At 75.6% G+C, this 21,856-nt stretch carries 21 protein-coding genes, 1 tRNA gene and 1 riboswitch; of the genes, 16 read left to right on the forward strand and 6 right to left on the reverse strand.

All coding sequences use genetic code 11. The features are described from left to right. Positions 1-27 precede the first annotated feature (27 nt). Genes cobO through ACQP04_RS15500 form a run of 5 tightly spaced genes read left to right on the forward strand, consistent with a single transcriptional unit; the run spans position 28 to position 4,385 of the window. Positions 28-642, forward strand: a complete 615-nt coding sequence (gene cobO, locus ACQP04_RS15480) for a cob(I)yrinic acid a,c-diamide adenosyltransferase (protein ID WP_433507730.1) — start codon at positions 28-30, stop codon at positions 640-642. Beyond that, positions 636-1,991 (forward strand): cobyrinate a,c-diamide synthase, encoded by a 1,356-nt coding sequence (locus ACQP04_RS15485; RefSeq protein ID WP_433507731.1) that lies wholly within the window; start codon positions 636-638, stop codon positions 1,989-1,991. Before cobO ends, ACQP04_RS15485 begins: the two co-directional genes overlap by 7 nt. Beyond that, the gene (locus tag ACQP04_RS15490) at positions 1,988-2,596 is read left to right on the forward strand and encodes a cobalamin biosynthesis protein (protein ID WP_433507732.1); all 609 of its coding nucleotides are present in this window, start codon (positions 1,988-1,990) and stop codon (positions 2,594-2,596) included. The genes ACQP04_RS15485 and ACQP04_RS15490 overlap by 4 nt, the downstream gene beginning before the upstream one ends. Then, positions 2,593-3,804: a uroporphyrinogen-III C-methyltransferase gene (cobA, locus tag ACQP04_RS15495; RefSeq protein WP_433507733.1), complete on the forward strand. Its 1,212-nt coding sequence runs from the start codon at positions 2,593-2,595 to the stop codon at positions 3,802-3,804. The genes ACQP04_RS15490 and cobA overlap by 4 nt, the downstream gene beginning before the upstream one ends. Then, on the forward strand, positions 3,801-4,385 hold the full coding sequence (locus ACQP04_RS15500; protein ID WP_433507734.1) for a histidine phosphatase family protein: 585 nt from the start codon (positions 3,801-3,803) through the stop codon (positions 4,383-4,385). The genes cobA and ACQP04_RS15500 overlap by 4 nt, the downstream gene beginning before the upstream one ends. A 7-nt stretch (positions 4,386-4,392) precedes the next feature. Here ACQP04_RS15500 and ACQP04_RS15505 read toward each other — a convergent pair. Further along, a tRNA-Gly gene (locus tag ACQP04_RS15505) sits at positions 4,393-4,468 on the reverse strand. Between the two features lie 160 nt (positions 4,469-4,628). After that, a riboswitch (cobalamin riboswitch) is annotated at positions 4,629-4,820 on the forward strand. A 31-nt stretch (positions 4,821-4,851) separates the two neighbouring features. Here ACQP04_RS15505 and ACQP04_RS15510 point away from each other — a divergent pair. Further along, the gene (locus tag ACQP04_RS15510) at positions 4,852-5,241 is read left to right on the forward strand and encodes a hypothetical protein (RefSeq protein WP_433507735.1); all 390 of its coding nucleotides are present in this window, start codon (positions 4,852-4,854) and stop codon (positions 5,239-5,241) included. Then, the gene (gene cobT / locus ACQP04_RS15515; protein ID WP_433507736.1) at positions 5,238-6,959 is read left to right on the forward strand and encodes a nicotinate-nucleotide--dimethylbenzimidazole phosphoribosyltransferase; all 1,722 of its coding nucleotides are present in this window, start codon (positions 5,238-5,240) and stop codon (positions 6,957-6,959) included. The genes ACQP04_RS15510 and cobT overlap by 4 nt, the downstream gene beginning before the upstream one ends. An 18-nt stretch (positions 6,960-6,977) precedes the next feature. Here cobT and ACQP04_RS15520 read toward each other — a convergent pair whose 3' ends face one another. The 3 genes from ACQP04_RS15520 to ACQP04_RS15530 all read right to left on the reverse strand — a co-directional run bounded on the left by ACQP04_RS15520 (position 6,978) and on the right by ACQP04_RS15530 (position 9,961). Continuing rightward, positions 6,978-8,402, reverse strand: coding sequence for a DNA polymerase IV (locus ACQP04_RS15520; RefSeq protein ID WP_433507737.1), 1,425 nt, complete (start codon positions 8,400-8,402; stop codon positions 6,978-6,980). Positions 8,403-8,440: 38 nt separating this feature from the next. Beyond that, positions 8,441-9,193: a helix-turn-helix domain-containing protein gene (locus ACQP04_RS15525; protein ID WP_433507738.1), complete on the reverse strand. Its 753-nt coding sequence runs from the start codon at positions 9,191-9,193 to the stop codon at positions 8,441-8,443. A gap of 228 nt (positions 9,194-9,421) precedes the next feature. Next, the gene (locus ACQP04_RS15530) at positions 9,422-9,961 is read right to left on the reverse strand and encodes a DsbA family protein (protein WP_433507739.1); all 540 of its coding nucleotides are present in this window, start codon (positions 9,959-9,961) and stop codon (positions 9,422-9,424) included. A 46-nt stretch (positions 9,962-10,007) separates the two neighbouring features. Here ACQP04_RS15530 and nhaA point away from each other — a divergent pair, with 46 nt between their 5' ends. Next, complete coding sequence (gene nhaA, locus ACQP04_RS15535) at positions 10,008-11,342, forward strand: Na+/H+ antiporter NhaA (protein WP_433507740.1); 1,335 nt, start codon at positions 10,008-10,010, stop codon at positions 11,340-11,342. 1 nt (position 11,343) lies between these two features. Here the strand turns inward: nhaA and ACQP04_RS15540 are convergent, their stop codons facing one another. Next, positions 11,344-12,012 (reverse strand): 4'-phosphopantetheinyl transferase family protein, encoded by a 669-nt coding sequence (locus ACQP04_RS15540; RefSeq protein WP_433507741.1) that lies wholly within the window; start codon positions 12,010-12,012, stop codon positions 11,344-11,346. A 147-nt stretch (positions 12,013-12,159) separates the two neighbouring features. Here ACQP04_RS15540 and ACQP04_RS15545 point away from each other — a divergent pair, with 147 nt between their 5' ends. Further along, complete coding sequence (locus ACQP04_RS15545) at positions 12,160-12,504, forward strand: hypothetical protein (protein WP_433507742.1); 345 nt, start codon at positions 12,160-12,162, stop codon at positions 12,502-12,504. Positions 12,505-12,955: 451 nt separating this feature from the next. Here the strand turns inward: ACQP04_RS15545 and ACQP04_RS15550 are convergent, their stop codons facing one another. Continuing rightward, positions 12,956-13,138, reverse strand: coding sequence for a hypothetical protein (locus ACQP04_RS15550; RefSeq protein ID WP_433507743.1), 183 nt, complete (start codon positions 13,136-13,138; stop codon positions 12,956-12,958). A 326-nt stretch (positions 13,139-13,464) separates the two neighbouring features. On the opposite strand from ACQP04_RS15550, the gene ACQP04_RS15555 reads away from it, so the two are divergent. The 7 genes from ACQP04_RS15555 (at position 13,465) to ACQP04_RS15585 (ending at position 21,831) form a co-directional block, all read left to right on the forward strand. Continuing rightward, the gene (locus ACQP04_RS15555) at positions 13,465-14,568 is read left to right on the forward strand and encodes an NAD(P)/FAD-dependent oxidoreductase (RefSeq protein ID WP_433507744.1); all 1,104 of its coding nucleotides are present in this window, start codon (positions 13,465-13,467) and stop codon (positions 14,566-14,568) included. A 34-nt stretch (positions 14,569-14,602) separates the two neighbouring features. Next, positions 14,603-15,799, forward strand: a complete 1,197-nt coding sequence (locus ACQP04_RS15560; RefSeq protein ID WP_433507745.1) for a cytochrome P450 family protein — start codon at positions 14,603-14,605, stop codon at positions 15,797-15,799. Between the two features lie 58 nt (positions 15,800-15,857). Next, positions 15,858-17,894 (forward strand): ATP-dependent Clp protease ATP-binding subunit, encoded by a 2,037-nt coding sequence (locus ACQP04_RS15565; protein ID WP_433507746.1) that lies wholly within the window; start codon positions 15,858-15,860, stop codon positions 17,892-17,894. Between the two features lie 10 nt (positions 17,895-17,904). After that, positions 17,905-18,789: a bifunctional helix-turn-helix transcriptional regulator/GNAT family N-acetyltransferase gene (locus tag ACQP04_RS15570; RefSeq protein WP_433507747.1), complete on the forward strand. Its 885-nt coding sequence runs from the start codon at positions 17,905-17,907 to the stop codon at positions 18,787-18,789. 33 nt (positions 18,790-18,822) lie between these two features. Beyond that, entirely contained in the window at positions 18,823-19,818 is a 996-nt protein-coding gene (locus ACQP04_RS15575; RefSeq protein WP_433507748.1) for a LacI family DNA-binding transcriptional regulator, read from the forward strand. Between the two features lie 694 nt (positions 19,819-20,512). Then, complete coding sequence (gene iolG, locus ACQP04_RS15580; RefSeq protein ID WP_433507749.1) at positions 20,513-21,508, forward strand: inositol 2-dehydrogenase; 996 nt, start codon at positions 20,513-20,515, stop codon at positions 21,506-21,508. Positions 21,509-21,537: 29 nt separating this feature from the next. Further along, the gene (locus tag ACQP04_RS15585; protein WP_433507750.1) at positions 21,538-21,831 is read left to right on the forward strand and encodes a hypothetical protein; all 294 of its coding nucleotides are present in this window, start codon (positions 21,538-21,540) and stop codon (positions 21,829-21,831) included. The last annotated feature ends 25 nt before the right edge of the window (positions 21,832-21,856 follow it).

Here is a 21,856-nt window from a genome sequence, read left to right on the forward strand (position 1 = left end):
GACCACCACTGACCAGGGAGGACGACGATGCCCCAGGGCCAGGTCTCCACCGTTCCGCAGGACGGGCTCACCACCCGCCAGCGCCGCAACCGCCCGCTGCTCGTGGTGCACACCGGCGAGATGAAGGGCAAGTCGACGGCGGCCTTCGGGCTGGCCCTGCGCGGCTGGAACCAGGGCTGGTCGATCGGCGTGTTCCAGTTCGTGAAGTCGGCGAAGTGGAAGGTCGGCGAGGAGGAGGCCTTCCGCGCGCTCGGCCGGCTGCACGAGCAGACCGGCGAGGGCGGGCCGGTCGAGTGGCACAAGATGGGCTCGGGCTGGAGCTGGAGCCGCAAGGCCGGCAGCGAGGAGGACCACGCCGCCGCGGCCCTCGAGGGCTGGCGGGAGATCCGCCGCCGGATCGAGAACCAGGTCCACGAGGTCTACGTGCTCGACGAGTTCACCTACCCGCTGAAGTGGGGCTGGGTGGACGTGCACGAGGTCGTCGAGGTGCTCACCGCGCGCGAGGGCCGGCAGCACGTGATCATCACCGGGCGTGACGCGGCGCCGGAGCTGATCGAGGCCGCCGACCTCGTCATGCAGACGACCAAGATCAAGCACCCGATGGACGCCGGGCAGAAGGGGCAGCGGGGGATCGAGTGGTAGCCCGCGCGCTCGTCGTCGCGGCCCCGGCGTCGGGGTCCGGGAAGACGACTGTCGCCACCGGCCTGATGGCCGCCCTGGCCCGGCGGGGGACCGCCGTCGCGCCGTTCAAGATCGGGCCGGACTACATCGACCCCGGCTACCACACCCTCGCCGCCGGACGCCCCGGCCGGAACCTCGACCCCGTCCTCGTCGGCGAGCAGCGCATCGGGCCGCTGGTCCGCCACGGGGCCGCCGGCTGCGAGGTCGCGGTGATCGAGGGCGTCATGGGGCTGTTCGACGGCCGGGTCGCGGACGGCTACGGCTCGACGGCTCAGGTCGCGGCCATGGTCGGCGCGCCGGTGGTCCTCGTCGTGGACTGCCGGGGGCAGTCGCGGTCGGTCGCGGCGCTCCTGCACGGCTTCCGCAGCTTCGACCCGACCACGCGCATCGCCGGGGTGATCCTCAACCGGGTCGGGTCGCCGCGGCACGAGGAGGTGCTCCGGGCGGCGTGCGACGAGATCGGGCTGCCGGTGCTTGGCGTCCTGCCGCGGCGCGCGGAGCTGGCCGTGCCCTCGCGCCACCTCGGCCTGGTGACGGCCGTCGAGCACGGTGCGGCGGCGACCGCGGCGGTCGACGCGATGGCGGCCCTGGTGGCCGAGCACGTCGACCTCGACGCGGTGGTCCGGGTCGCGGAGCCGCTGCCTGCGGGGCCGGTGTGGGACCCGGCCGGCGAACTGGGCGGGTTCCGGGCCGGGCCGGGCCTGCGGACCGCGGTGCTGGGTGGGGCGGCCTTCTCCTTCGGCTACGCCGAGCACGTCGAGCTGCTGGAGGCGGCGGGGTCCGAGGTCGTGCTCGTCGACCCGCTTCGCGACGAGACCCTGCCCGCGGGCATCGGCGGGCTCGTCCTGCCCGGCGGGTTCCCGGAGGAGCACGTCGCGGACCTCGGCGCCAACACCGCACTGCTCGCCGCGATCCGCGCGCTCGCGGCCGCGGGGGCCCCGATCCGCGCGGAGTGCGGCGGGCTGCTCTACCTGTGCCGGGAGCTCGACGGCGTCCCGCTGGTCGGGGCCCTCGACGCCGCCGCCGCGATGACCGGCCGGCTCACCCTCGGCTACCGCGACGCGGTGGCGCTGAGCGACTCGACGGGCTTCGCCGCGGGGGAGCGGGTCAGCGGGCACGAGTTCCACCACTGCGCGGTCACGCCACGGGCAGGCGCGGCGCCGGCGTGGGGCTGGCGGGGCGGGGAGCCGGAGGGCTTCGTCGCGGATGGGGTGCACGCGTCGTTCCTGCACACCCACCCCGCCGGCACGCCCGGCTCGGTGAGCCGCTTCCTGGCCGCGCACCTTCCCGCAGCCCAGGTCGGGTCGTGAGCGGCGACTGCCCCTCCAGGGGCAGTCGCCGCTCACGGGTGGTGGTCGGCATCGGGGCCCGGCGCGGGGTGTCGGGGGCGGCGGTGCGGGCGGCGTTGGAGGTCGTGCGGGACGTGGTCGGTGCGGAGGCCGACGTCGTCTACGCCTCGGTCGAGGCCAAGGCGGGGGAGCAGGGCATCCTCGACGCGATCTCGCCGGCGCGGCTCGAGGTGCGGTCCGCCGACGCGCTGGCGGGAGTCGGCGTCCCGGGCAGCGTGCGGGTCGGCGAGGCGGTCGGCACACCGTCCGTGGCGGAGGCCGCGGCCCTCCTGGTGGCGTCCGAGCTCGGTGCGCAGCCGCGGCTCGTCGTGCCCAAGACGATCGTGGGGGATGTGACGGTCGCCGCCGCGCGCGTCGAGCACATGTCCCTGACCAGCGGGAACTCTCCATCGGGTGAGGCGATCCCCGTCCGGGACCGTTCAGCTCCGATCGTCGGCTCGTTATGCTTCCGCGGTCGGCGACAGCGAACCCGGGGCGACACCGGGTGCGTCCCGCGACCTTCTCTCCAGGGCGCGCGGGCCCACGACCAGCCCGCCGGGGCGATCCGCGGAAGGACCTGCACGTGACCCAGCACGACCAGTACCTCGTCGGCCTCGAGCTCGCCGGGCGCAAGGTGGTCGTCGTCGGGGGAGGCCAGGTCGCGCAGCGCCGGGTCTCCCGGCTGATCGCGTCGGGGGCGCTCGTCGAGGTCGTCTCGCCCGAGGTGACCCCGGCTGTCGAGGGCATGGCCTCGGCCCGCGAGATCACCTGGACCGCGCGCCGCTTCGCCGAGGGTGACCTCGACGGCGCCTGGTACGCCATCGCCTGCACGGACGACCCCGAGGTCAACGCCGCCGTCGGCGCCGAGGCCGAGCGCCGCCGCGTCTTCTGCGTCCGGGCCGACGACGGACGCCTCGGCACCGCCGTCACCCCGGCGACCGGGGAGTACGACGGCCTGACCGTCGGCGTCCTCGCCAGGGGCGCGCACCGCCGTTCGGCCGCGGTCCGGACCGCGCTGGTCGAGGCCCTGCAGGCCGGGGTGGTGTCCGACTCGGCCGACCCGGTGCTGCCGGGGGTCGCGCTGGTCGGCGGTGGGCCGGGCGATCCCGAGCTGATCACCGTCCGCGGGCGGCGGCTGCTCGCCCGGGCGGACGTCGTGGTGGCCGACCGGCTCGGCCCGCGGGACCTGATCGAGGAACTGGGCCCGGACGTCGAGGTCATCGACGCCTCCAAGATCCCGTACGGCCGCGCGATGGCGCAGCAGCGGATCAACGAGCTGCTGATCGAGCACGCGAAGGCCGGCAAGTTCGTGGTGCGGCTCAAGGGCGGCGACCCGTTCGTCTACGGGCGCGGGTTCGAGGAGGTCCAGGCCTGTGCCGAGGCCGGCGTACCCGTCACGGTCGTCCCCGGCATCACCAGCGCGTTCGCCGCGCCGGCCGTCGCGGGGATCCCGGTCAGCCACCGCGGGGTGGCGCACGAGATCGTGGTGGTGTCCGGGCACGTCGCGCCGGACGACCCGCGCAGCCTCGTCGACTGGCAGGCGCTCGGCCGGATGCGCGGCACGGTCGTGCTGATGATGGCCGTGGAGCGGATCGCGCAGTTCGCCGCCGCGCTGATCGAGTACGGCCGGCCCGCGGACACCCCGGTCGGGGTGATCCAGGACGGCACCACCCGCATCCAGCGCACGCTGCGCGCCACCCTCGGCACGGTCGCGGTGCAGGTCAAGGAGCAGGAGATCAGCCCGCCGGCGATCGTCGTGATCGGGCCGGTCGCGGGGCTCGCGGCCCAGCGGTGAGCACCCCGCCGGTGCTGCACCTGGTCCGGCACGGCGAGAGCACGTGGAACGCCGCGGGGCTGCTGCAGGGCCGCACCGCGCACGTCGGGCTGACGGCGCGGGGCCGGGCGCAGGCGCGGGCCGCGGCGGAGGCGCTGCAGGTCGGCACCGGCGCGCTGGTCCTCACGAGCCCGCAGCGCCGGGCGGCCGAGACGGCGGCGGTGGTCGGCCGGGTCCTCGGCCTGCCGGTGCGCGAGTGCCCCGGCCTGCGCGAACAGTCGCACGGCGACTGGGAGGGCCGCCCGGCCGCCGAGTGCGCCGGGGTGCTGGCCGGTGCGGAGCCGGACTGGGCCCCGCCGGGCGGCGAGACGGGCCGGGAGCTGCACGCGCGGGCCGGCCGGGTCCTGCGCGCCCTACCTGCGGCCGGATCGGTCGTGCTGGTCACCCACGGCGAGACGCTGCGGGCCCTCGTCGCCGCCGCCTGCGGGCTGGGGGTCGAGGAGGCGCCCCGCGAGGTCCCGGCCAACGGCACGGTCGTCGCGCTGCGGCCGGTCGGGCGCGGGAGGTGGGCGCGGGCGGAGGACCTGGCTCCGCACCGCTAGGAGGTCGTGGAGCGGACGACGGGACTCGAACCCGCGACCCTCACCTTGGCAAGGTGATGCGCTACCAGCTGCGCTACGTCCGCATCTGCACCCGGTCTCCCGGGGCCGCCGGGCTGTTCGCTCCGACGCCGACCACAGTACCCCACCTCGGAAGGCCTCCGACCAGGGGGTGATCACCGAGCGCGACGGACCCGTGCGGTATATGGCCTCACCGGTCGACCGGGTGTGACGCCCGGCCGCTTGATTCTCCGCCCGCGGCGTGGTGTCGTCGTGGGCGACGGCAGTGGAGGAAGCCGGTGTGAATCCGGTGCGGTCCCGCCACTGTGACCGGGGAGCGCGTCCCCGCCCGATGGCCACTGCCCCGAGGGGGTGGGAAGGCCGGGGACGCGCGTCGATCCGGGAGCCAGGACACTCGCCGCCGTCGCAGGTTTCGACGATGAGGGCGCGGACCCTCGAGGAGGCCAGGATGACCGGCGACGGTCGCGACACCGCTGCGCGCACTCCCACCGTGACGGTCCTCGGTGCCGGCGGGGGTGACCCGGACGCGGCCGAGGGCGCCGACCTGCTCGCCGCCGCCGACGCCGTGCTCACCACCCCGGACGTCGAGTCGACGGTCCTGTTCTACGCCGAGGCCTGGCGCGTCGAACGCCTTCCGGACCTGGCCGGGGCGGCCGCCGCCGTCGCCGACATGATCGGTCTGGGGGCGACGCACGTGGTGCTCGCCGTGCACGGTGACCCCGCGTCGAACCCGGGCTGCCGGGCGCTGCTCGACGGCCTGCGCGTCGCCGGGATCGAGGCGGTCGCGCGGCCCGGCGTCTCGGTCGTCCCGCCGCGGCTGAGCCCGATGCCGTGGTGACGGGGGACTTCTACGAGGTCGTCCACGGTCGTCGGGACGTCCGGACCGGGTTCCTGCCGGACGAGCCGGTCTCGGACGCGGCGCTCCGCCGCGTGCTCGAGGCCGCGCACGCCGCGCCGAGCGTGGGGTTCTCGCAGCCCTGGGACTTCGTCGTGGTGCGGGACCGGGCGACCCGCGAGCGCGTGGCCGAGCTGGTCGCGGCGCAGCGGGCCGCGTTCGCCGCCTCCATGCCGCGCGCCCGGGCGGCGGCCTTCGGCGCGCTCAAGGTGGAGGCGGTGCTCGACACCCCGGTCAACGTCGTCGTCACCTCGGAACCCACGCGCGGCGGCCGGCACGTCCTCGGCCGGTACGGGCGGCCCGAGATGGCCGCGCACTCCACGGCCTCGGCGGTGCAGAACCTGTGGCTGGCCGCGCGCGCCGAGGGCCTCGGCGTCGGCTGGGTCAGCTTCTTCGACGACGCCGGCCTGCGGGCCCTCGCCGACCTGCTCGGGCTGCCCGCGCACGTCGAGGTGGTGGCGTACCTGTGCGTCGGGCACGTGCGGGAGTTCGCGCCGGAGCCGGAGCTGGCGAGCGCGGGCTGGGCCCGTCGCCGCCCGCTGCGGTGGGCGGTGCACCAGGAGCGGTACGGAGACCGGGCGCTGCCCGGGGAGGTGGCGATGACCCTGCTCGACGAGACCGTGGCCGCGATCCGGCCCGCCGACGCCACCGCCGAGGCGGAGGCGCGGGACCGGCTCGACCGGATGACCAAGCCACGCGGCTCGCTCGGCCGGGTCGAGGACCTCGCGGTGCGGCTGGCCGGGATCGCGGGGCAGTGCCCGCCGGAGGTGCCCGAGCCCGCGGCCGTCGCCGTGTTCGCCGGGGACCACGGCGTCCACGCCCAGGGCGTGACGCCGTGGCCGCAGGAGGTCACGGCGCAGATGGTCGGGAACTTCCTGGCCGGCGGGGCCGTGGTCAACGCGTTCGCCCGCCAGCTCGGCGCCGAGGTCCAGGTGGTCGACGTCGGCGTCGCGGCGCCCCTCGACCCGGTGCCCGGGCTGCTCCCGCGCCGGGTCGCCGCGGGCACCGCGGACATGACGGCCGGTCCGGCGCTGACCCGCGACCACGCCCGCCGGGCGGTCGAAGCCGGCATCGAGGTGGCGCGGGATCTCGTCGCCGCCGGCAACCGCTGCCTGATCACCGGCGACATGGGCATCGCCAACACCACCGCCGCGGCCGCGCTGATCTGCGCCGTCACCGGGGCGGACCCGGCCGAGGCGACCGGTCGGGGCACCGGGATCGACGACGAGACGCTCGTCCGCAAGACGGACGTCGTCCGGCAGGCGCTGGCCCTGCACTCGCCGGATCCGGCCGACGGGCTCGGGCTGCTGGCCGCGTTCGGGGGGCTCGAGCACGCCGGCATCGCCGGGTTCGTCCTCGGCGCCGCCGCGCTGCGCGTCCCGGTGCTGCTCGACGGCGTCAACGCGGGGGCGGCCGTGCTCGTGACCTCGGTCCTGGCCCCCGACGCCGTGGCGGCCTGCGTCGCCGGGCACCGCTCCGCCGAGCCCGGGCACCGGATCGCGATGGCGCACCTCGGCCTCGACCCGCTGCTCGACCTCGGGATGCGGCTGGGGGAGGGCACGGGCGCGCTGCTCGCCCTGCCGGTGGTGCAGGGAGCGGCGCGGGCGCTCGCCGACGTGGCCACCTTCGACGCCGCGGGGGTGGCGGACAAGGACGCGTGAGGAGCGAAGGGCGCCTCGTCAGTGCGCCGATGAGGGCAGCCGCCAGCTCTCGACCGGGTCGGCGAAGGAGAGGGCAGGGTCGTCCGCGGCGAAGGTCCGCGCCGGACCGGGTCCGGTCGCCCGCGTCTCGAACCGGACGGTGACCCGCCCGTGCCCCGCGCCCTGCACCCAGCCGTGCCCGTGCTCGGAGTGGGCGACGTCGTCGCCCGCCCGCCACGGGCTCGCCGGGTCGCGGGGCCCGTGCCGGCCGCCCGGGCGCGGTCCGAACTCTGTGCCGGGCTCCGGGTGGGCCTCCTCCGAGGTCTCGACGGTGAGCACCGTGTCCGCCCCGGCGTCGTCCGCGGGCTCCGCGAGCGGGGCCGTGGTCCAGCCCGACGCCGACGGGACGGCCTCGAACAGCGCGGGCGGCGGGCTCTCCGCGAGCCCCGAGAGCGACACCCCGACCAGCCGCACCCCGCCCTCGGGGACCGCGGTGCGGGCCAGGCGCTGCGCGACCGCGGTGAGCGTGGCGAGGTCGGTGGAGGCGAAGGCGGTGGTCTCTGAGCGGGTATGGGTCTCGAAGTCCGCATTACGCGCCTTCACCGTGACGGTGCGGGCGGCCCGGCCGTCGACGACGAGCCTGCGGTGGGCCGCCGCCGTCATGCGCCCGACCTCGCGCAGGACGTCGTCCATCGCGGTGAGGTCGTGCTCGAACGTGGTCTCGGCCGAGATCTGCTTGGCGGCGCCGCGCGGGGCGACCGGGCGCTCGTCGATCCCGCGGGCGAGCCGGTGGAGCTCGGCGCCGACCGCGGAGCCGAGGACCCCGGCGACCTCGCGGGCGTCCATCGCGGCGAGGGCGCCGATCGTCTCGATCCCAACCTTGCGCAACCCGGCCTCGGCCACCGGACCGACGCCCCACAGCGACCGCACCGGCAGCGGGTCCAGCACCTCCCGCTCGACCGCGGGCGCGACGACCTTCAACCCGTCCGGCTTCGCCAGCTCCGACGCGATCTTCGCCACCTGCTTGCCCGACCCCGCCCCGACCGACGCGGGCAGCCCGGTGCGCGCCCGCACCTCGGCCCGCAGCGCGACGCAGAAGGCCTCGACCTCGGCGGCGGACGCACCGGCGAGCGCGGGCGGTTCGAGGAAGGCCTCGTCGACCGACACCGGCTCCAGTACCGGTGCGGCCTCGCGCAGGACCGCCATGACCTCCTCGGAGATCACCTTGTACAGGGGGAACCGCGGCGGCAGGACGGTGGCGTGCGGGCAGCGCCGGCGGGCCTGCCCCATCGGCATCGCCGACCGTGCGCCGAACACCCGCGCCTGGTAGCTGGCCCCCGCGACGACGCCCCGGCCGCCGGTGCCGCCGACCAGGACCGGCCGGTCCGCGAGCGTCGGCCGGGTGAGCTGCTCGACGGACGCGAAGAACGCATCCATGTCGAGATGCAGGACCCACCGGCTCACCCCGCCATTGTGACGGTCGGGACCGACGGCCCCGTGCGTCAGACCCGCGATCCGCGGACCTCGGCCGGCGAGACCCCGCGCTCCTGCGTGAACACCGCGCTGAACGAGAACGGGTCGGCGTACCCGACCCGGCGGGCGACCGCGGCGACCGTGGCCGCGGGCTCGGCGAGGTAGTCCGCGGCCAGCCGCATCCGTCGCTGCCGGAGGTGTGCCAGCGGGGCGACGCCCACCACCGTGCGGAACCGCGCGGCGAAGTCGGTCGGGGCGACGCCGGCCGCGGCCGCGAGGGCCGCGACCGTCCACGGGCGCGCCGGGTCCGCGTCGATCGCGGCGAGGGCGGGCCCGACGACGGGATCGGCCGACCAGGTCGGTTCCGCACCGTGGGGTCGGGCGAACCAGCAGGCCAGGGTGGCCGTGAGCAGGCGTTCCCGCAGGAGGGGCGGGCCGTCCGCGGCCACCCGCGCGAGCAGGTCCGGGCACACCCCGTCGGACACCACGGCGAGGTCCGGCAGCCCGCCGGCGGCGCCCGCGTACGTGCAGATCAGCAGCCGGGCGCCGGTGCGTCCGGCCTGGGTCGGCGCGCTGCGGCGGGCCAGCACGGCGCCACCCCGGGCGAGGTCCGGCTCGGCGAGGCCGCCGTCGAGCACCCCGCACAACACGAGGGACCCGGTGGCCGGGACGGTGAACGGCTCGCCCGGCGCCAGGACGTGGGTGGCCGGCGGGTCGTCGGTCGGGGGCAGGGTCGCGGCCGCGCGGAGGCCCCGGAGCGGGGAGTCGGGCGGCGCGGTCACGCGACTCAGGGTAGAAGCCTTCCTGCCACCCGACCACGGCGGCCGCCTACCCGGCGCAGGGTGATGATCACCGGCTGCGGCGCCGGGCGAAGTCCGGGCGGCACGGGGCGCGCGGTGATCGCCCGGTCGGACCGTGACGGCCGGATGTGTCTCCTCCCGATCCCGAACGGCGATCAGGGGTCGAGGCCGCCGCGGTGCGCCTCCACAGGCCCGCCCGTCGTCGAGAGGCTAGGAGTCGGAAGGGACCGAGGTGAGGGCGGCGACCAACCGGTCCACGCTGACCTCCCCGCGGTACTGCTCGCCGTTGACGAACAGCGTGGGCGTGCCGCGGACCCCGCTGCGCACGCCGGAGTTGAAGTCCGCCTCCACCCGGTCCTCGACCAGCCGGGTCGCGGGCCAGACCACCCGGTCCGGGTTCACCCCGGCCGCGACGGCGTGGTCGCGCAGGTCGGCCTGGGTGAGGTGGGGCGGGCCGGGCGCGTAGAGACTGTCGTGCATCGGCCAGAACCGGCCCTCTAGCGCCGCCATCTCCGCCGCCGTGGCCGCGGCCAGCGCGTGCGGGTGCAGCTCGTGCAGGGGGAAGTGCCGGAAGGCGAACCGCAGCTCCGCGCCGAGCCGCTCCCGCACCTCCTCGATCACCGGTGCGGCGGCGCGGCAGTACGGGCACTCGAAGTCGCCGTACTCCACCAGCGCCAACGGCGCGTCGATCCGCCCGGCGACGTGGTCGTACGCCCCGAGCGGCGGATCGAGCTGCCCGATTTCGCCCACCTCCTCGCGTCCGCGTCGGGCCTCCGGGCAGGATGATCCGGTGGCCGTGACGACCCTATCCGAGCGCGGGGAGCTCTCCCGCGCCGCGCGGCAGTTCCTCCGCACCGAGTCCGGCTCGGCGGTGATGCTGATCTCCGCCGCCGTGATCGCCCTGCTCTGGGCGAACCTGCCGCTGGGCTACGAGACGTTCTGGCACACCCAGTTGGCCATGAACCTCGGCGAGTGGTCGCTCAGCCTGGACCTGCGGCACTGGGTGAACGACGGCCTGATGGTGCTGTTCTTCTTCAGCGTCGGCTTGGAGATCGCGCGCGAGATGACCCTCGGGGAGCTGCGCGGCTTCCGGGCGGTCGCGGCGCCGGCGGCCGCGGCGGTCGGCGGGCTGGTGATCCCCGCGCTGGTCTTCCTCGCCTTCAACGCCGGCACGACCGCCCAGAACGCGTGGGGCATCACGATCTCCACCGACACCGCGGTGCTGCTCGGCGTGCTCGCGCTCGTCGGGCCGCGGTGCCCCGACCAGCTCCGGGTGTTCCTGCTGGCGCTGGCGATCGTCGACGACATCGGCGCCGTCATCGCCATCGCCGTCTTCTACACCGAGCAGGTCGACGTCCTCGCGCTGTTCCTCGCGATCCTGCTCTTCGCCGCGCTCCTCGGGCTGCGGTTCGTCCGGTTCTGGCGGACGCCCTTCTACGCGGTCATCGGCGTGGTCATGTGGGTCGCGGTGCTGGCGTCGGGCGTGCACCCGAGCGTCGTCGGGGTGGCGTTGGGTCTGCTCGTCAACGCCTACGCGCCGCGGCGGCAGGACATGAAGCGCGCGCTGATCGTCGGGAAGACGTTCATCCTCGACCCGACGCCCGAGCGCGCCCTCGCCGCGCAGGCCGCGGTCACGGAGGCGGTCTCGCCCAACGAGCGGCTGCAGCTGAAGATCCAACCCTGGTCGAGCTACGTGATCGTGCCGCTGTTCGTGCTGGCCAACGCCGGCGTGGTGCTCGACCGCGAGACCCTCACCGCCGCGTTCGCCTCGCCGCTGACCTGGGGCATCATCGTCGGGCTCGTGCTGGGCAAGCCGATCGGCGTCACGCTCGGCACGTGGGTGGCGCTGCGCACCGGCATCGGGCGCGTCCCGGACACGCTGCGCTGGGGCCAGCTCTTCGGCGGGGCCGGGCTGTCCGGCATCGGGTTCACGGTCGCCCTGTTCGTGACCGAGCTGGCGCTCGACGACGAGCTCCTCATCAGCGAGGCCAAGATCGGCATCCTGACGGGGTCGGTGCTCGCGGCCGTGGTGGGCTGGCTGGTGTTCCGGGTGGCGGGGGAGCGCGGCGGGCAGTGCTCGCCGTCCGGGCTGCCGACGCTGCCGCCGCGGCCCTGGCGGCCGGTCGACTGACTCAGCGCAGCAGGGCGGCGCCGTCGTGGACCCGGACCTCGGGGGCGACGGCGCCGAGTCCGGCCAGCGCGGCCGGATGGTCCGGGCCCGCCGCGAGGTCGACGACCCAGGCCGCGCCGGGCCCGTCCGTCCAGGCCTCGACGGCACCCGTCGGGCCGAGGGTGATCGCGTCCATGGGGCTCGCGAGACCCTCGCCGGTGGCCTTGAGCAGCGCTTCCTTGCGGGTCCAGATGGTGAGGAACGCCCGGGCGTCGGCCGGCGGGCGGGTGCGCTCGACGGGGGAGAGGGCGTGCTCGGCGAGGCGGTCGAGGTCGGAGAGGGCGCGGACCTCCTCGACGTCGAGGCCGACGGGTCCGTCGTCGCTCAGCGCGACGCCCACGAAGTCCCCGGAGTGGGTCAGCGAGAAGGCGGGCGCGGCGCCGGTGGCCAGGCGTGGCTTGCCGTGGGGCTTGCCGCAGCGGCAGGTCCGGTCGAGTGCGATCCCCGCGGGGTCGGTGCCGAGGCGCGCTCCGAGCAGGAGCCGGGTGAGGGCGTGCGCGGCGAGGTAGCGGGCCTGGTCGACGGGGCGGCGGAAGGCGGCGAGCCGGGTGCGCTCGTGGGCGTCGAGCAGCGCGACGAGCTGCGGCGCCGACGAGGGGTCGACGGGGCGGGCCCACCAGACGTCTGCCACGTCCCGAGCCTAGGCGACCTGAGGGGCCTGCCGTATCACGCGACGATCGAAGGTCCTCTTCTCCCGCGGCGGGCCGAGCCGCGCGAGGAGGCAGCAGTGTTGCCGGGACAGTCGTTGACCGCGCAGGGCACCCCGTTCCAGCTTTCGATGAACAATTGGCCCGGCCAGCCCGGCACCTACGCGAACCTCGCAGTCTACGTGCCCGGGAGCCAGACGCTCGCCGCGACGCAGGCGTCGGTCCGGGTCTCGGTACCGCCGGGTCAGGTCGTCCAGGCGACGTTGCACGCGAACGGGCCGCCGGGCCTCATCGCCGGCTCCCAGTACTTCGTCATGAGCCTGCAGGGCCAGTTCGGCGGTCAGGACGTCTTCACCGGGGCGAGCTCGATGCTGCTGTGGATGGCCGGCCCGTACGGCGGCTTCAACGTCCGACGCAGCGACGTCACCGGGCTGATGACGGTCGAGGTCGCGGTCAGCGGGATCCTCGTCCCGTAGCCCTGCGCCTTCCGTCGGTGCGACGGACCCGCGCCGAGGTGGTGATCGTCGGGAGTGGGGCGGGAGCAGCGTTCAGCGCGGACTGCGTTCCGGTTGCGGTGATCATGGTGCGACGGGTGGGGAAGGATCGGTTCCACGCGCTGCGGCCCGATCTCCGGGAGCTGTCGACTCGCGGTGCTGGAGCTCGCGACTCGCGGTGTCAGAACTGCCGACTCGCGGTGTCAGAAGTGCCGACTCGCGGTGTCAGAAGTGCCGACTCGCGGTGTCAGAAGTGCCGACTCGCGGTGTCAGAAGTGCCGACTCGCGGTGCCGGAACTGCCGACTCGCGGGGACGGGCCGGTCGATGGGAGGGGAGCGGGCCGCTCGAGCGGTCCCGCTCCCCTCCGGCGATCCCCCCACGGGTGGGTTGCGGCGGGGCCGGCGCCCAGGAGTGGCCGGCCCCGCCACGGTCTCAGCCGCTGCGACGTGCGGCGAAGTCGGTGCGGAAGTGCACCGGGGTGGTGCTCGCCCGGCCGATCCGGGCGAGGGTGCGCGGCGCGCCGGTGGCCTGCGGGGTCTTCCCGCGGGCGGCGGCACGGCGGGCGGCGCGGTTGGCGGGCTGGGTCGGGGTCTGGCTGGTGTCACGTACTCGCACGAGGACCTCCTGGAGGAGATGAGGGGCCGCCCCGAGGGACGGTGTGCGCGTCCTCCCGTGGATCACGCCTGGCGACGCTCGACGCACGAGCGACGGGCGGGTCCGGGGATCGCGGACCGCGACACGCGCGCGATCCGAGGAGGGAGGACGTCCGGCCACTGCGGGGCGGCCCGGACGGACAGGAACCGGTGGGCGCGGAGATGCGCCGGGAACGGGTGGCGGCCTCGGAGCGGAGAACCGCCGCGCCGTCTCACAGGGTGATGAGGTCCATGGCCGAAACCCTAGGGACACCTCCCGCCCGGCGCGACCGAATTACGGTGACTTGTGTGGACGGCTCCCCGGACGTGATCGTGATCGGCGGCGGGATCGCCGGTGCCTCGGTGGCCTACGAGATCGCCGCGCACCGCTCGGTCCTGCTGCTGGAGGCCGAGTCGTCGCTGGCGGTGCACTCGACCGGCCGCTCGGCGGCGACCTACATCCCCGGCCACGGCACCGCCGTGTTCCGCGCGCTCATCCGCGCGAGCGCGCCGCGCTTCGCCGCGCTCGCCGAGGAGCTGGAGGCGCCCCCCTTCCTGCGGCCGCTGACCGTCGTCTGGGCGGCGTCCGACGAGGACGGCGAGCGCGCGCTGCGGCAACTCCTGGCCGAGTGGGCGACCGAACCCGACGGTCCCCACGCCCTGACCGGTGCCGAGACCGCGAAGGCCTGCCCCGGTCTGCGGAACGTGCGCACGGGCGCGATCACCGAGTCGGCCGCGGACGCCGACGCCATCGGCCTGCACGGCGCCTACGTCCGCGGGCTGCGCCGCCGGGGTGGCCGGGTCGTGCAGGGCGCCCGGGTCACCGCGATCGCGCAGACCGGCGACAGGTGGCGGGTCGAGACCCAGGCGGGCACGTGGACCGCGCCCGACGTCGTCGACGCCGCCGGGTCGTGGGCGGACGTCGTCGCCGCCTTCGCCGGGGTGCCGAAAGCGGGCCTCACCCCGTACCGCCGCACGATCGCGATCTCCCCGTGCGCGCTGCCCGCGGGCATGCCGATGCTGATCGACGCCGCCGAGCGCTTCTACTGCAAGCCGGAGGGCGAGACCCTGCTGCTCTCGCCCGGCGACGAGACGCCCGCCGAGCCCGGCGACGCCCGTCCGGACGAGCTCGACGTCGCCCTCGCCCTCGAGCGGGTCGAGGACGCGCTGCACCTCGGCCTGCGCTCGGTGCGCACGTCGTGGGCGGGCCTGCGGACCTTCGCTCCGGACCGGGACCCGGTCGTCGGACCTCGTCCGGAGTTCCCCGGGTTCCACTTCTTCGCCGGTCAGGGCGGTTCCGGGATCGAGTCGGCGCCCGCCCTGGCCGCGCTCGGCGCGGCCGTCGTGACGGGGACTCCGGTGCCCGCGGACGTCGCCGTCCGGCCGGAGCAGGTGTCTCCGTCACGCTTGTAAGCGCGCGCTGACTTCTTGCGGCACGATGGGGTGTATGGCGCCGACCACCACCTCCGGCCTCGAGCTCTTCGACGGGCCGTTCTGGAGCGATCCCTACCCGGCCTACGCCGAGCTACGCGCGGACGAGCCGGTGCGCAGGCTCGACCTGCCCGACGGCCCGATGTGGATCATCGCGCGGTACGAGGACGCGCGGGCCGCGTTCGTCGACGCGCGGTTCTCCAAGGACTGGCGCTACACCCTGCCGGCCGACCAGCGCGCCGCGATGCCGGCCGCCCCCACGCCGATGATGCTGCTGCTGGACCCGCCGGACCACACCCGGCTGCGCAAGCTCGTCAGCCGCTCGTTCACCGCGCGGCGGATGGCCGGGCTGCGCCCCCGCGTGCAGGAGATCGCCGACGACCTGCTGGCCGACCTGCCCGCCGACGGCACCGTGGACCTGATGGCGCACTACGCCTTCCTGCTGCCGGTCCGGGTGATCTGCGAGCTGCTCGGGGTGCCGGCGGAGGACCGCGACAACTTCGGCCGCTGGTCGTCGACGATGATCGACGAGTCGCCCCAGGACGAGAAGTTCGCCGCCTCGCAGAAGCTGTCGGAGTACCTGGCGGGGCTGATCGACCGCAAGCGCACCGAGCCGGACGACGCCCTGCTCAGCGCGCTCACCCAGGTCTCGGACGAGGACGGGGACGCGCTGTCGCAGGAGGAGCTCGTCGCCATGGCGATGCTGCTGCTCATCGCCGGCCACGAGACCACCGTCAACCTGATCGGCAACGGCGTCCTCGGTCTGCTCACCCACCCCGAGCAGCGCGAGATCCTGGCGGACAAGCCGGACCTGTGGCCGAACGCCGTCGAGGAGTTCCTGCGCTGGGACTCGCCGGTCACCAACGCGCCGGTCCGGTTCGCCGCCGAGGACGTCGAGGTCGCGGGGACGACGATCCCGGAGGGCGCCGTCGTCATGCTGGGGATCGCCGCGGCCAACCGCGACGACGCCCGGTTCGCCGACGCCGCCCGGCTCGACGTGAGCCGCGACGACCGCGGGCACCTCGCCTTCGGCTACGGCCTGCACCACTGCCTGGGTGCCCCGCTGGCCCGGATCGAGGGCGAGGTGGCGCTGCGCAGCCTGTTCACCGCGCGTCCGGACATGGCCCTGGCCGCCTCGGACCTCACCCACCGGCGCAGCACGCTGGTCCGCGGGGTGACGGAGCTGCCGGTCCGCCTCGGCGGACCTGCCTGAGACGGCGGCCGCGCGGGTACAACGGAGGGACACGTCGCCGAGCCGGAGGTCGCGCGCGATGCCCCAACCCCAGGACCCGTTCGGTGGCGGGCTCGGCCCGTTGGAGGACCTGCTGCGCGGGCTCGTCAACGGCCTCGGCTTCCCCGACGACGACCGGGAGGACGAGCCCCGCGCGCAGCAGCGCGGTCCCGAGCGTCCCCGGCGGACCTCGACGCGGCGGCTGGACCGGCACGGCCGCGACCTGACCGCGGAGGCGCGGGCCGGCCGGCTGGACCCGGTCGTCGGGCGGGACGCCGAGATCGCCCAGGTCGTCGAGGTGCTGGCGCGCCGCACGAAGAACAACCCCGTGCTGGTCGGCGAGCCGGGCACGGGCAAGACGGCGATCGTCGAGGGGCTGGCGCAGCGGGTCGCGGCCGGCCGGGTGCCGGTGGCGCTCCGGGACGTCCGGGTCGTCGCGCTCGACCTGGCCGGGATGGTCGCCGGGACGAAGTACCGCGGCGAGTTCGAGGAGCGGCTCACCGCGGTGATCGACGAGATCGTGGCGGCCGGGCGCTCGCTGGTGGTGTTCGTCGACGAGCTGCACCTGGTGGTCGGGGCCGGCTCCGCGCAGGACCAGGCCATGGACGCGGCCAGCATCCTCAAGCCCGCGCTCGCCCGTGGCGACCTGCAGCTCGTCGGCGCGACCACGCCCGAGGACCACCGCCGGTACATCGAGCGCGACGCCGCGCTGGACCGCCGCTTCGAGGTCGTCCGGGTGCCGGAGCCGACGCCCGAGGCCACCGCGGAGATCCTGCGCGGGCTGCGGCCGAAGTACGAGGAGCACCACCGGGTCCGGATCACCGACGCCGCGATCGACGCCGCCGTCGCCCTCTCCGTGCGGTACCTGCGGGACCGGTACCTGCCGGACAAGGCCGTGGACCTGATCGACCGCGCGGCCGCGCGGTCCGGGATGCGCGGCCGCTCCGACCAGCCGGACCACCGCGTCGAGGAGCTGGTCCGGGCCCGCGAGGTCGCCGCCGACGCCGGGGACTCCGAGCGCGTCGCGATGCTCGACCGCGAGCTCGAGCGGCTGGTCCTGGAGAACGGGCCGCGCGATCGCGCCGAGATCACCGCGCGCGAGGTCGCCGAGGTCGTCGCCGACCGGACCGGCATCCCGGTCGCCGACCTCACCACCTCCGAGCGGAGGCGCCTGCTGGACCTGGAGGAGCACCTGCACCGCCGGGTCGTCGGGCAGCACCGGGCGGTCGAGGCCGTCGCCGACGCGGTCCGCAGCGCGCGGGCCGGGCTGGCGAGCCCCGACCGGCCGTCGGGCTCCTTCCTGTTCCTCGGCCCGACGGGCGTCGGCAAGACCGAGCTGGCCCGCGCCCTGGCCGCCGCGCTCTTCGGCTCCGACGAGCGCATGGTCCGGCTCGACATGAGCGAGTACGCCGAGCGTGCGGCCGCGACGAGGCTGATCGGCGCGCCGCCGGGGTACATCGGGCACGACGAGGCCGGCCAGCTGACCGAGCCGGTGCGCCGCGACCCGTACACGGTGGTGCTGCTCGACGAGGTCGAGAAGGCGCACGCGGACGTCGTCGCCACGCTGTTGCAGGTGCTCGACGCAGGCCGGCTCACCGACGCCCGCGGCCGCACCGTCGACTTCCGGCACAGCATCATCGTGATGACCAGCAACCTCGGCGCGGAGGAGATCCTCGCGGCGGCCGCGGCGGGCCGGCCGGTGGAGTCCATCCGGGAGCAGCTGATGTTCGCGGTGCGGCGGCACCTGCGGCCGGAGTTCCTCAATCGGATCGACGACGTCGTGCTGTTCGAGGCCCTCGACCGGGCCGAGATCCGCGAGATCGCCGAGATGATGCTGGCCGGCACCCGGGCGCGGCTGGCGGCGCAGGGCGTCGAGCTCGTGGTGGAGCCGGAGGCGCTCGACAGGCTGGCCGAGATCGGCCACCGGCCCGAGTACGGGGCGCGGCCGCTGCGCCGGGTCGTCGCGCGCGAGGTGGAGCGGCGGCTGGCGCGGCTGCTGCTCGCCGAGGAGCTCCGGGCCGGAGGGCGGGCCCGGCTGACGCTGAACGACGGTGAGCTGTCCCTGATTTCTGACTAGAGTCAGAGGTATGGACGAGGTCGCTGCGGTACGCCGGTTCCACCGGGCGGTCGTGCGCCGGGTCGGCGCGCTCGAGGAGGGCTACCTCGGTCGCGATCGGCCGCTCGGCCAGGCGCGGCTGCTCTGGGAGATCGGCCCGGACGGGGCAGAGGTGCGGGACCTGCGCGCCCGGCTCGGCCTCGACTCGGGCTACCTCTCCCGGATGCTGCGGGCGCTGGAGGCGGCGGGGCTCGTCACCGTCGACGCCGACGCGACCGACGGGCGGGTGCGGCGCGCGCGGCTCACCGCGGCCGGGCGGGTGGAGCGGGTCGAGCTCGACCGCCGGTCGGACGCGCTGGCCGCGTCGATCCTCGAGCCGCTGAACCCCCGGCAGCGCGACCGGCTGATCGCCGCGACGGCCGAGGTCGAGCGCCTGCTCGTCGCCTCCACGGTGCGGGTCGCGGTCACGCCGCCGACCCGACCGGAGGCGCAGGACTGCCTGCGCGCCTACGCCACCGAGCTCGCCGAACGGTTCGACGGGGGCTTCGACCCGACGGTCGGACCGGCCGCCGGAGCCGCCGAGTTCACCCCGCCGAAGGGGGAGTTCCTGGTCGCGATGCTCGACGGCGAGCCGGTGGGGTGCGTCGGCGTGCGGTTCCGTCCCGACGTCGCGGAGATCAAGCGCATGTGGGTCGCGCCCGCGGCGCGGGGTCTCGGTCTGGCCCGGCGGCTGCTGGCCGAGATCGAGGAGCGGGCGCGCGTGCACGGGCTGCGTGCGACGCGGCTCGACACGAACGGGACGCTCGTCGAGGCGATCGCGCTCTACCGGTCGGCGGGCTACCGCGAGGTCCCGCCCTTCAACGACAACCCCTACGCCCAGCACTGGTTCGCCAAGGAACTCGATCCTGCCGGGTAGGGTCGCCGCGAGCCGTCCCGGGGGAGGTCGCTGATGGCGGGCCGCCGCCCCACGCTGAAGGACGTCGCGGCGCGGGCCGGGGTCTCCCGGGCGACCGCCTCCCTGGTGATCCGCGAGGAGCGGGGGCCCAGCGCCGCTTCCCGCGAACGCGTGCGGGCCGCGGCGGCCGAGCTCGGCTACGTCCCCGACCCCACCGCCCAGGTGCTGCGCCGGCGCCGCAGCCGGCTCCTCGGCGTCGTCTTCACCGCGCGGGACGCCTTCCACGCCGACCTGCTCGACGGCCTCTACCCGGCCGCCGAGGAGCGCGGCTACACGGTCGTGCTCGGCGCCGTCTCGCCCGTGCGGCGGCAGGAGCGGGCGGTCGAGGCGCTGCTCGCGTCGCGCTGCGAGGCGCTGGTGCTGCTGGCGGGGCGATACGGCCCGGCCGAGCTGGAGGGGCTCGCGGCGCGGCTACCGGTCGTCGACGTCGGGCGGGTCGGCGCGGGCTCCGCGCAGGTCGACGCCGTGGAGAGCGCCGACGACGAGGGGGTCGCGGCCGCGGTCGACCACCTCGTCGGGCTGGGGCACCGGGCGATCGTGCACGTCGACGGTGGCGAGCAGCCCGGCGCGGAGGAGCGCCGGCAGGGCTACCGGGACGCGATGCTCCGGCACGGGCTGGCCGTGCGGATCCTGCCCGGCGACAACACGGAGGTCTCCGGGGCCGCGGCGGTGTCGGAGCTGCTCCCGGACCTGCCCACCGCCATCCTCGCGAACAACGACCAGTGCGCCGTCGGCGTGCTCGACGCCCTACGCCGGCAGGGAGTCGACGTGCCCGGCCGGGTCTCGGTGGTCGGCTACGACGACAGCCAGCTCTCGCGCCTCGCCCACGTCGACCTCACCACGGTCGCGCAGGACGCAGCGGAGATCGCCCGCCTCGCCGTCGGCTGCGTGCTGGAGCGGGTGGAGGGGGAGGAGACACCCGCCCCCCGCCGCATCCGCCTCCGCCCCCGCCTCGTGGTGCGGGGGACGACGGGGGTGCCGGGGGTGTGAACGGCTCGGCTGCGCGGGGCGGGATCAAGGAGCGGGGATCCGAGAGCGGATCCACAGGGACGGGAATCCGAGGGGCGGGGCTTCGAAGGGCGGGGCTTCGAAGGGCGGGGCTTCGAAGGGCGGGGCTTCGAAGGGCGGGGCTTCGAAGGGCGGGGCTTCGAAGGGCGGGGCTTCGAAGGGCGGGGCTTCGAAGGGCGGTGACGAGGGCTGCTGGCCCCGGGGCGCGTCCGCTGAGGCGGCCGCACACCCGCTCCGCCGCCCACCCGCTCCGCGCCACACACCCTCTCGGCCCCGGCACACACCCCCTCGGCCCCGCCACACACCCTCTCGGCCCCGCCACACACCCCCTCGGCCGCCGCACACCCGCTGCAGCGGGCCCCGACAGGTGTGACAGGTCCCGCCGGGTGTGCCGAGCCCGGGCCGCCGGGTCTCGACGGGTGTGGAGGGCGCAGCCGGCTGTGCCGCGCGCTAGCGGGTGTGCCGGGCGTCGACGCGCGAGCCCAGGGGCGGTCGTGGCGGAGCGGTCCGAGGAACCATCGGACGTGCTCGTGGTCGCGCGGTCCGATGGCCACCGGTCTGCCGCCACCGGGACTTGACGCACCTCCACGCTCGGCCCCACACTTCTCCCCGCATCGCTTAGATCGATCTAAACCACGCCCCGCGCCCACCGGCGCGACGGTGCGAAGGAGCTCCCATGCTGCGAGTGGCCCTGTTCGGATGCGGACGGATCGGGCGGGTGCACGCCGCCGCCGTCGCCGCCCACCCCCGGGCCGAGCTGGCGTGGGTGTGCGACCCGATGGAGGCGGCAGCCAAGGAGCTCGCGGGGCAGTACGAGGCCGAGGCGAGCTCGGACGTCGCCGCGGTGCTGGCCGACGAGTCCGTCGGCGCGGTGATCGTCGCCTCGCCGACCCCCACCCACGTCGACCTGCTGACCGCCGCGGTTAAGGCCGGCAAGGCCGTGATGTGCGAGAAGCCGATCGACCTCGACCTCGCGCGCGTCGACGCCTGCTGGGCCGAGATCGGCGCGCTGTCCCCGACCGTGATGGTCGGCTTCAACCGCCGCTTCGACCCGTCGTTCCGCGAGATCCGCGACCGGGTCGCGGCGGGTGAGATCGGCCGTCTCGAGCAGCTCGTGATCACCAGTCGCGACCCCGCCCCGGCGCCGAAGGCGTACATCGAGACCTCCGGCGGGTTGTTCCGCGACATGACGATCCACGACTTCGACATGGCCCGCTTCCTGCTGGGCGAGGTCGTCGAGGTGCAGGCCATGGGCGCCAACCTGATCGAGCCGTACATCGCCGAGGCCGGGGACATCGACTCCGCCGTGGTGGTGCTGCGCTCGGCCGACGGGGCGCTCGCGCAGATCACCAACTCGCGGCGCTGCGTGTTCGGCTACGACCAGCGTGTGGAGGCGTTCGGCGCCACCGGCATGCTCACCGCGCAGAACCAGCTGCCGACCAGCGTGCGGTACGCCGGCCCGGACCGGAGCGAGGCCGCCGCGCCGTACCAGAACTTCTTCCTCGAGCGGTACAGCGCCGCCTACGCCCTCGAGCTCGACCACTTTTTGACGGCGGTCGAGTCCGGCACCGCGCCCTCGCCGAGCTTCGCCGACGGCCGGGCCGCGCTCGTCCTCGCCGACGCGGCCGCGGAGAGCCTCCGCACCGGAACCGCTGTTCGCATCGCGGGATGACCTGGGGGCGCGGTGGCGTTGGGATCAGCATGACGATGCTCGCCACCGCGCCGGCCAGGGCGCGCACCCTCGACGACCTGTTCGCCGACGCCCTGCGCGACGCCGAGCGCATGGCCCCGGGCCTGCTCCTGCTCGCGTTCGACGGCTCGGACGAGGTCGAGGCCGACGCCCGCCGGCTGCTGACGACGGACCCCGGCTGCGCCTTCGTGCGGTTCGCGGTGCACCGCGAGGACGGCGAGGTCGTGGTCGAGGTCCGGGCACCCGAGTCCCGCCCGGAGATCCTCGAGGCACTCGTGGTGAGGGCCATGTCCGCGGGACGCTGAGCCGGAGATCGGCCAGACTGGTCGC

Source organism: Pseudonocardia halophobica (assembly GCF_050948485.1).
In the GTDB taxonomy this organism is placed as follows: domain Bacteria; phylum Actinomycetota; class Actinomycetes; order Mycobacteriales; family Pseudonocardiaceae; genus Pseudonocardia; species Pseudonocardia halophobica.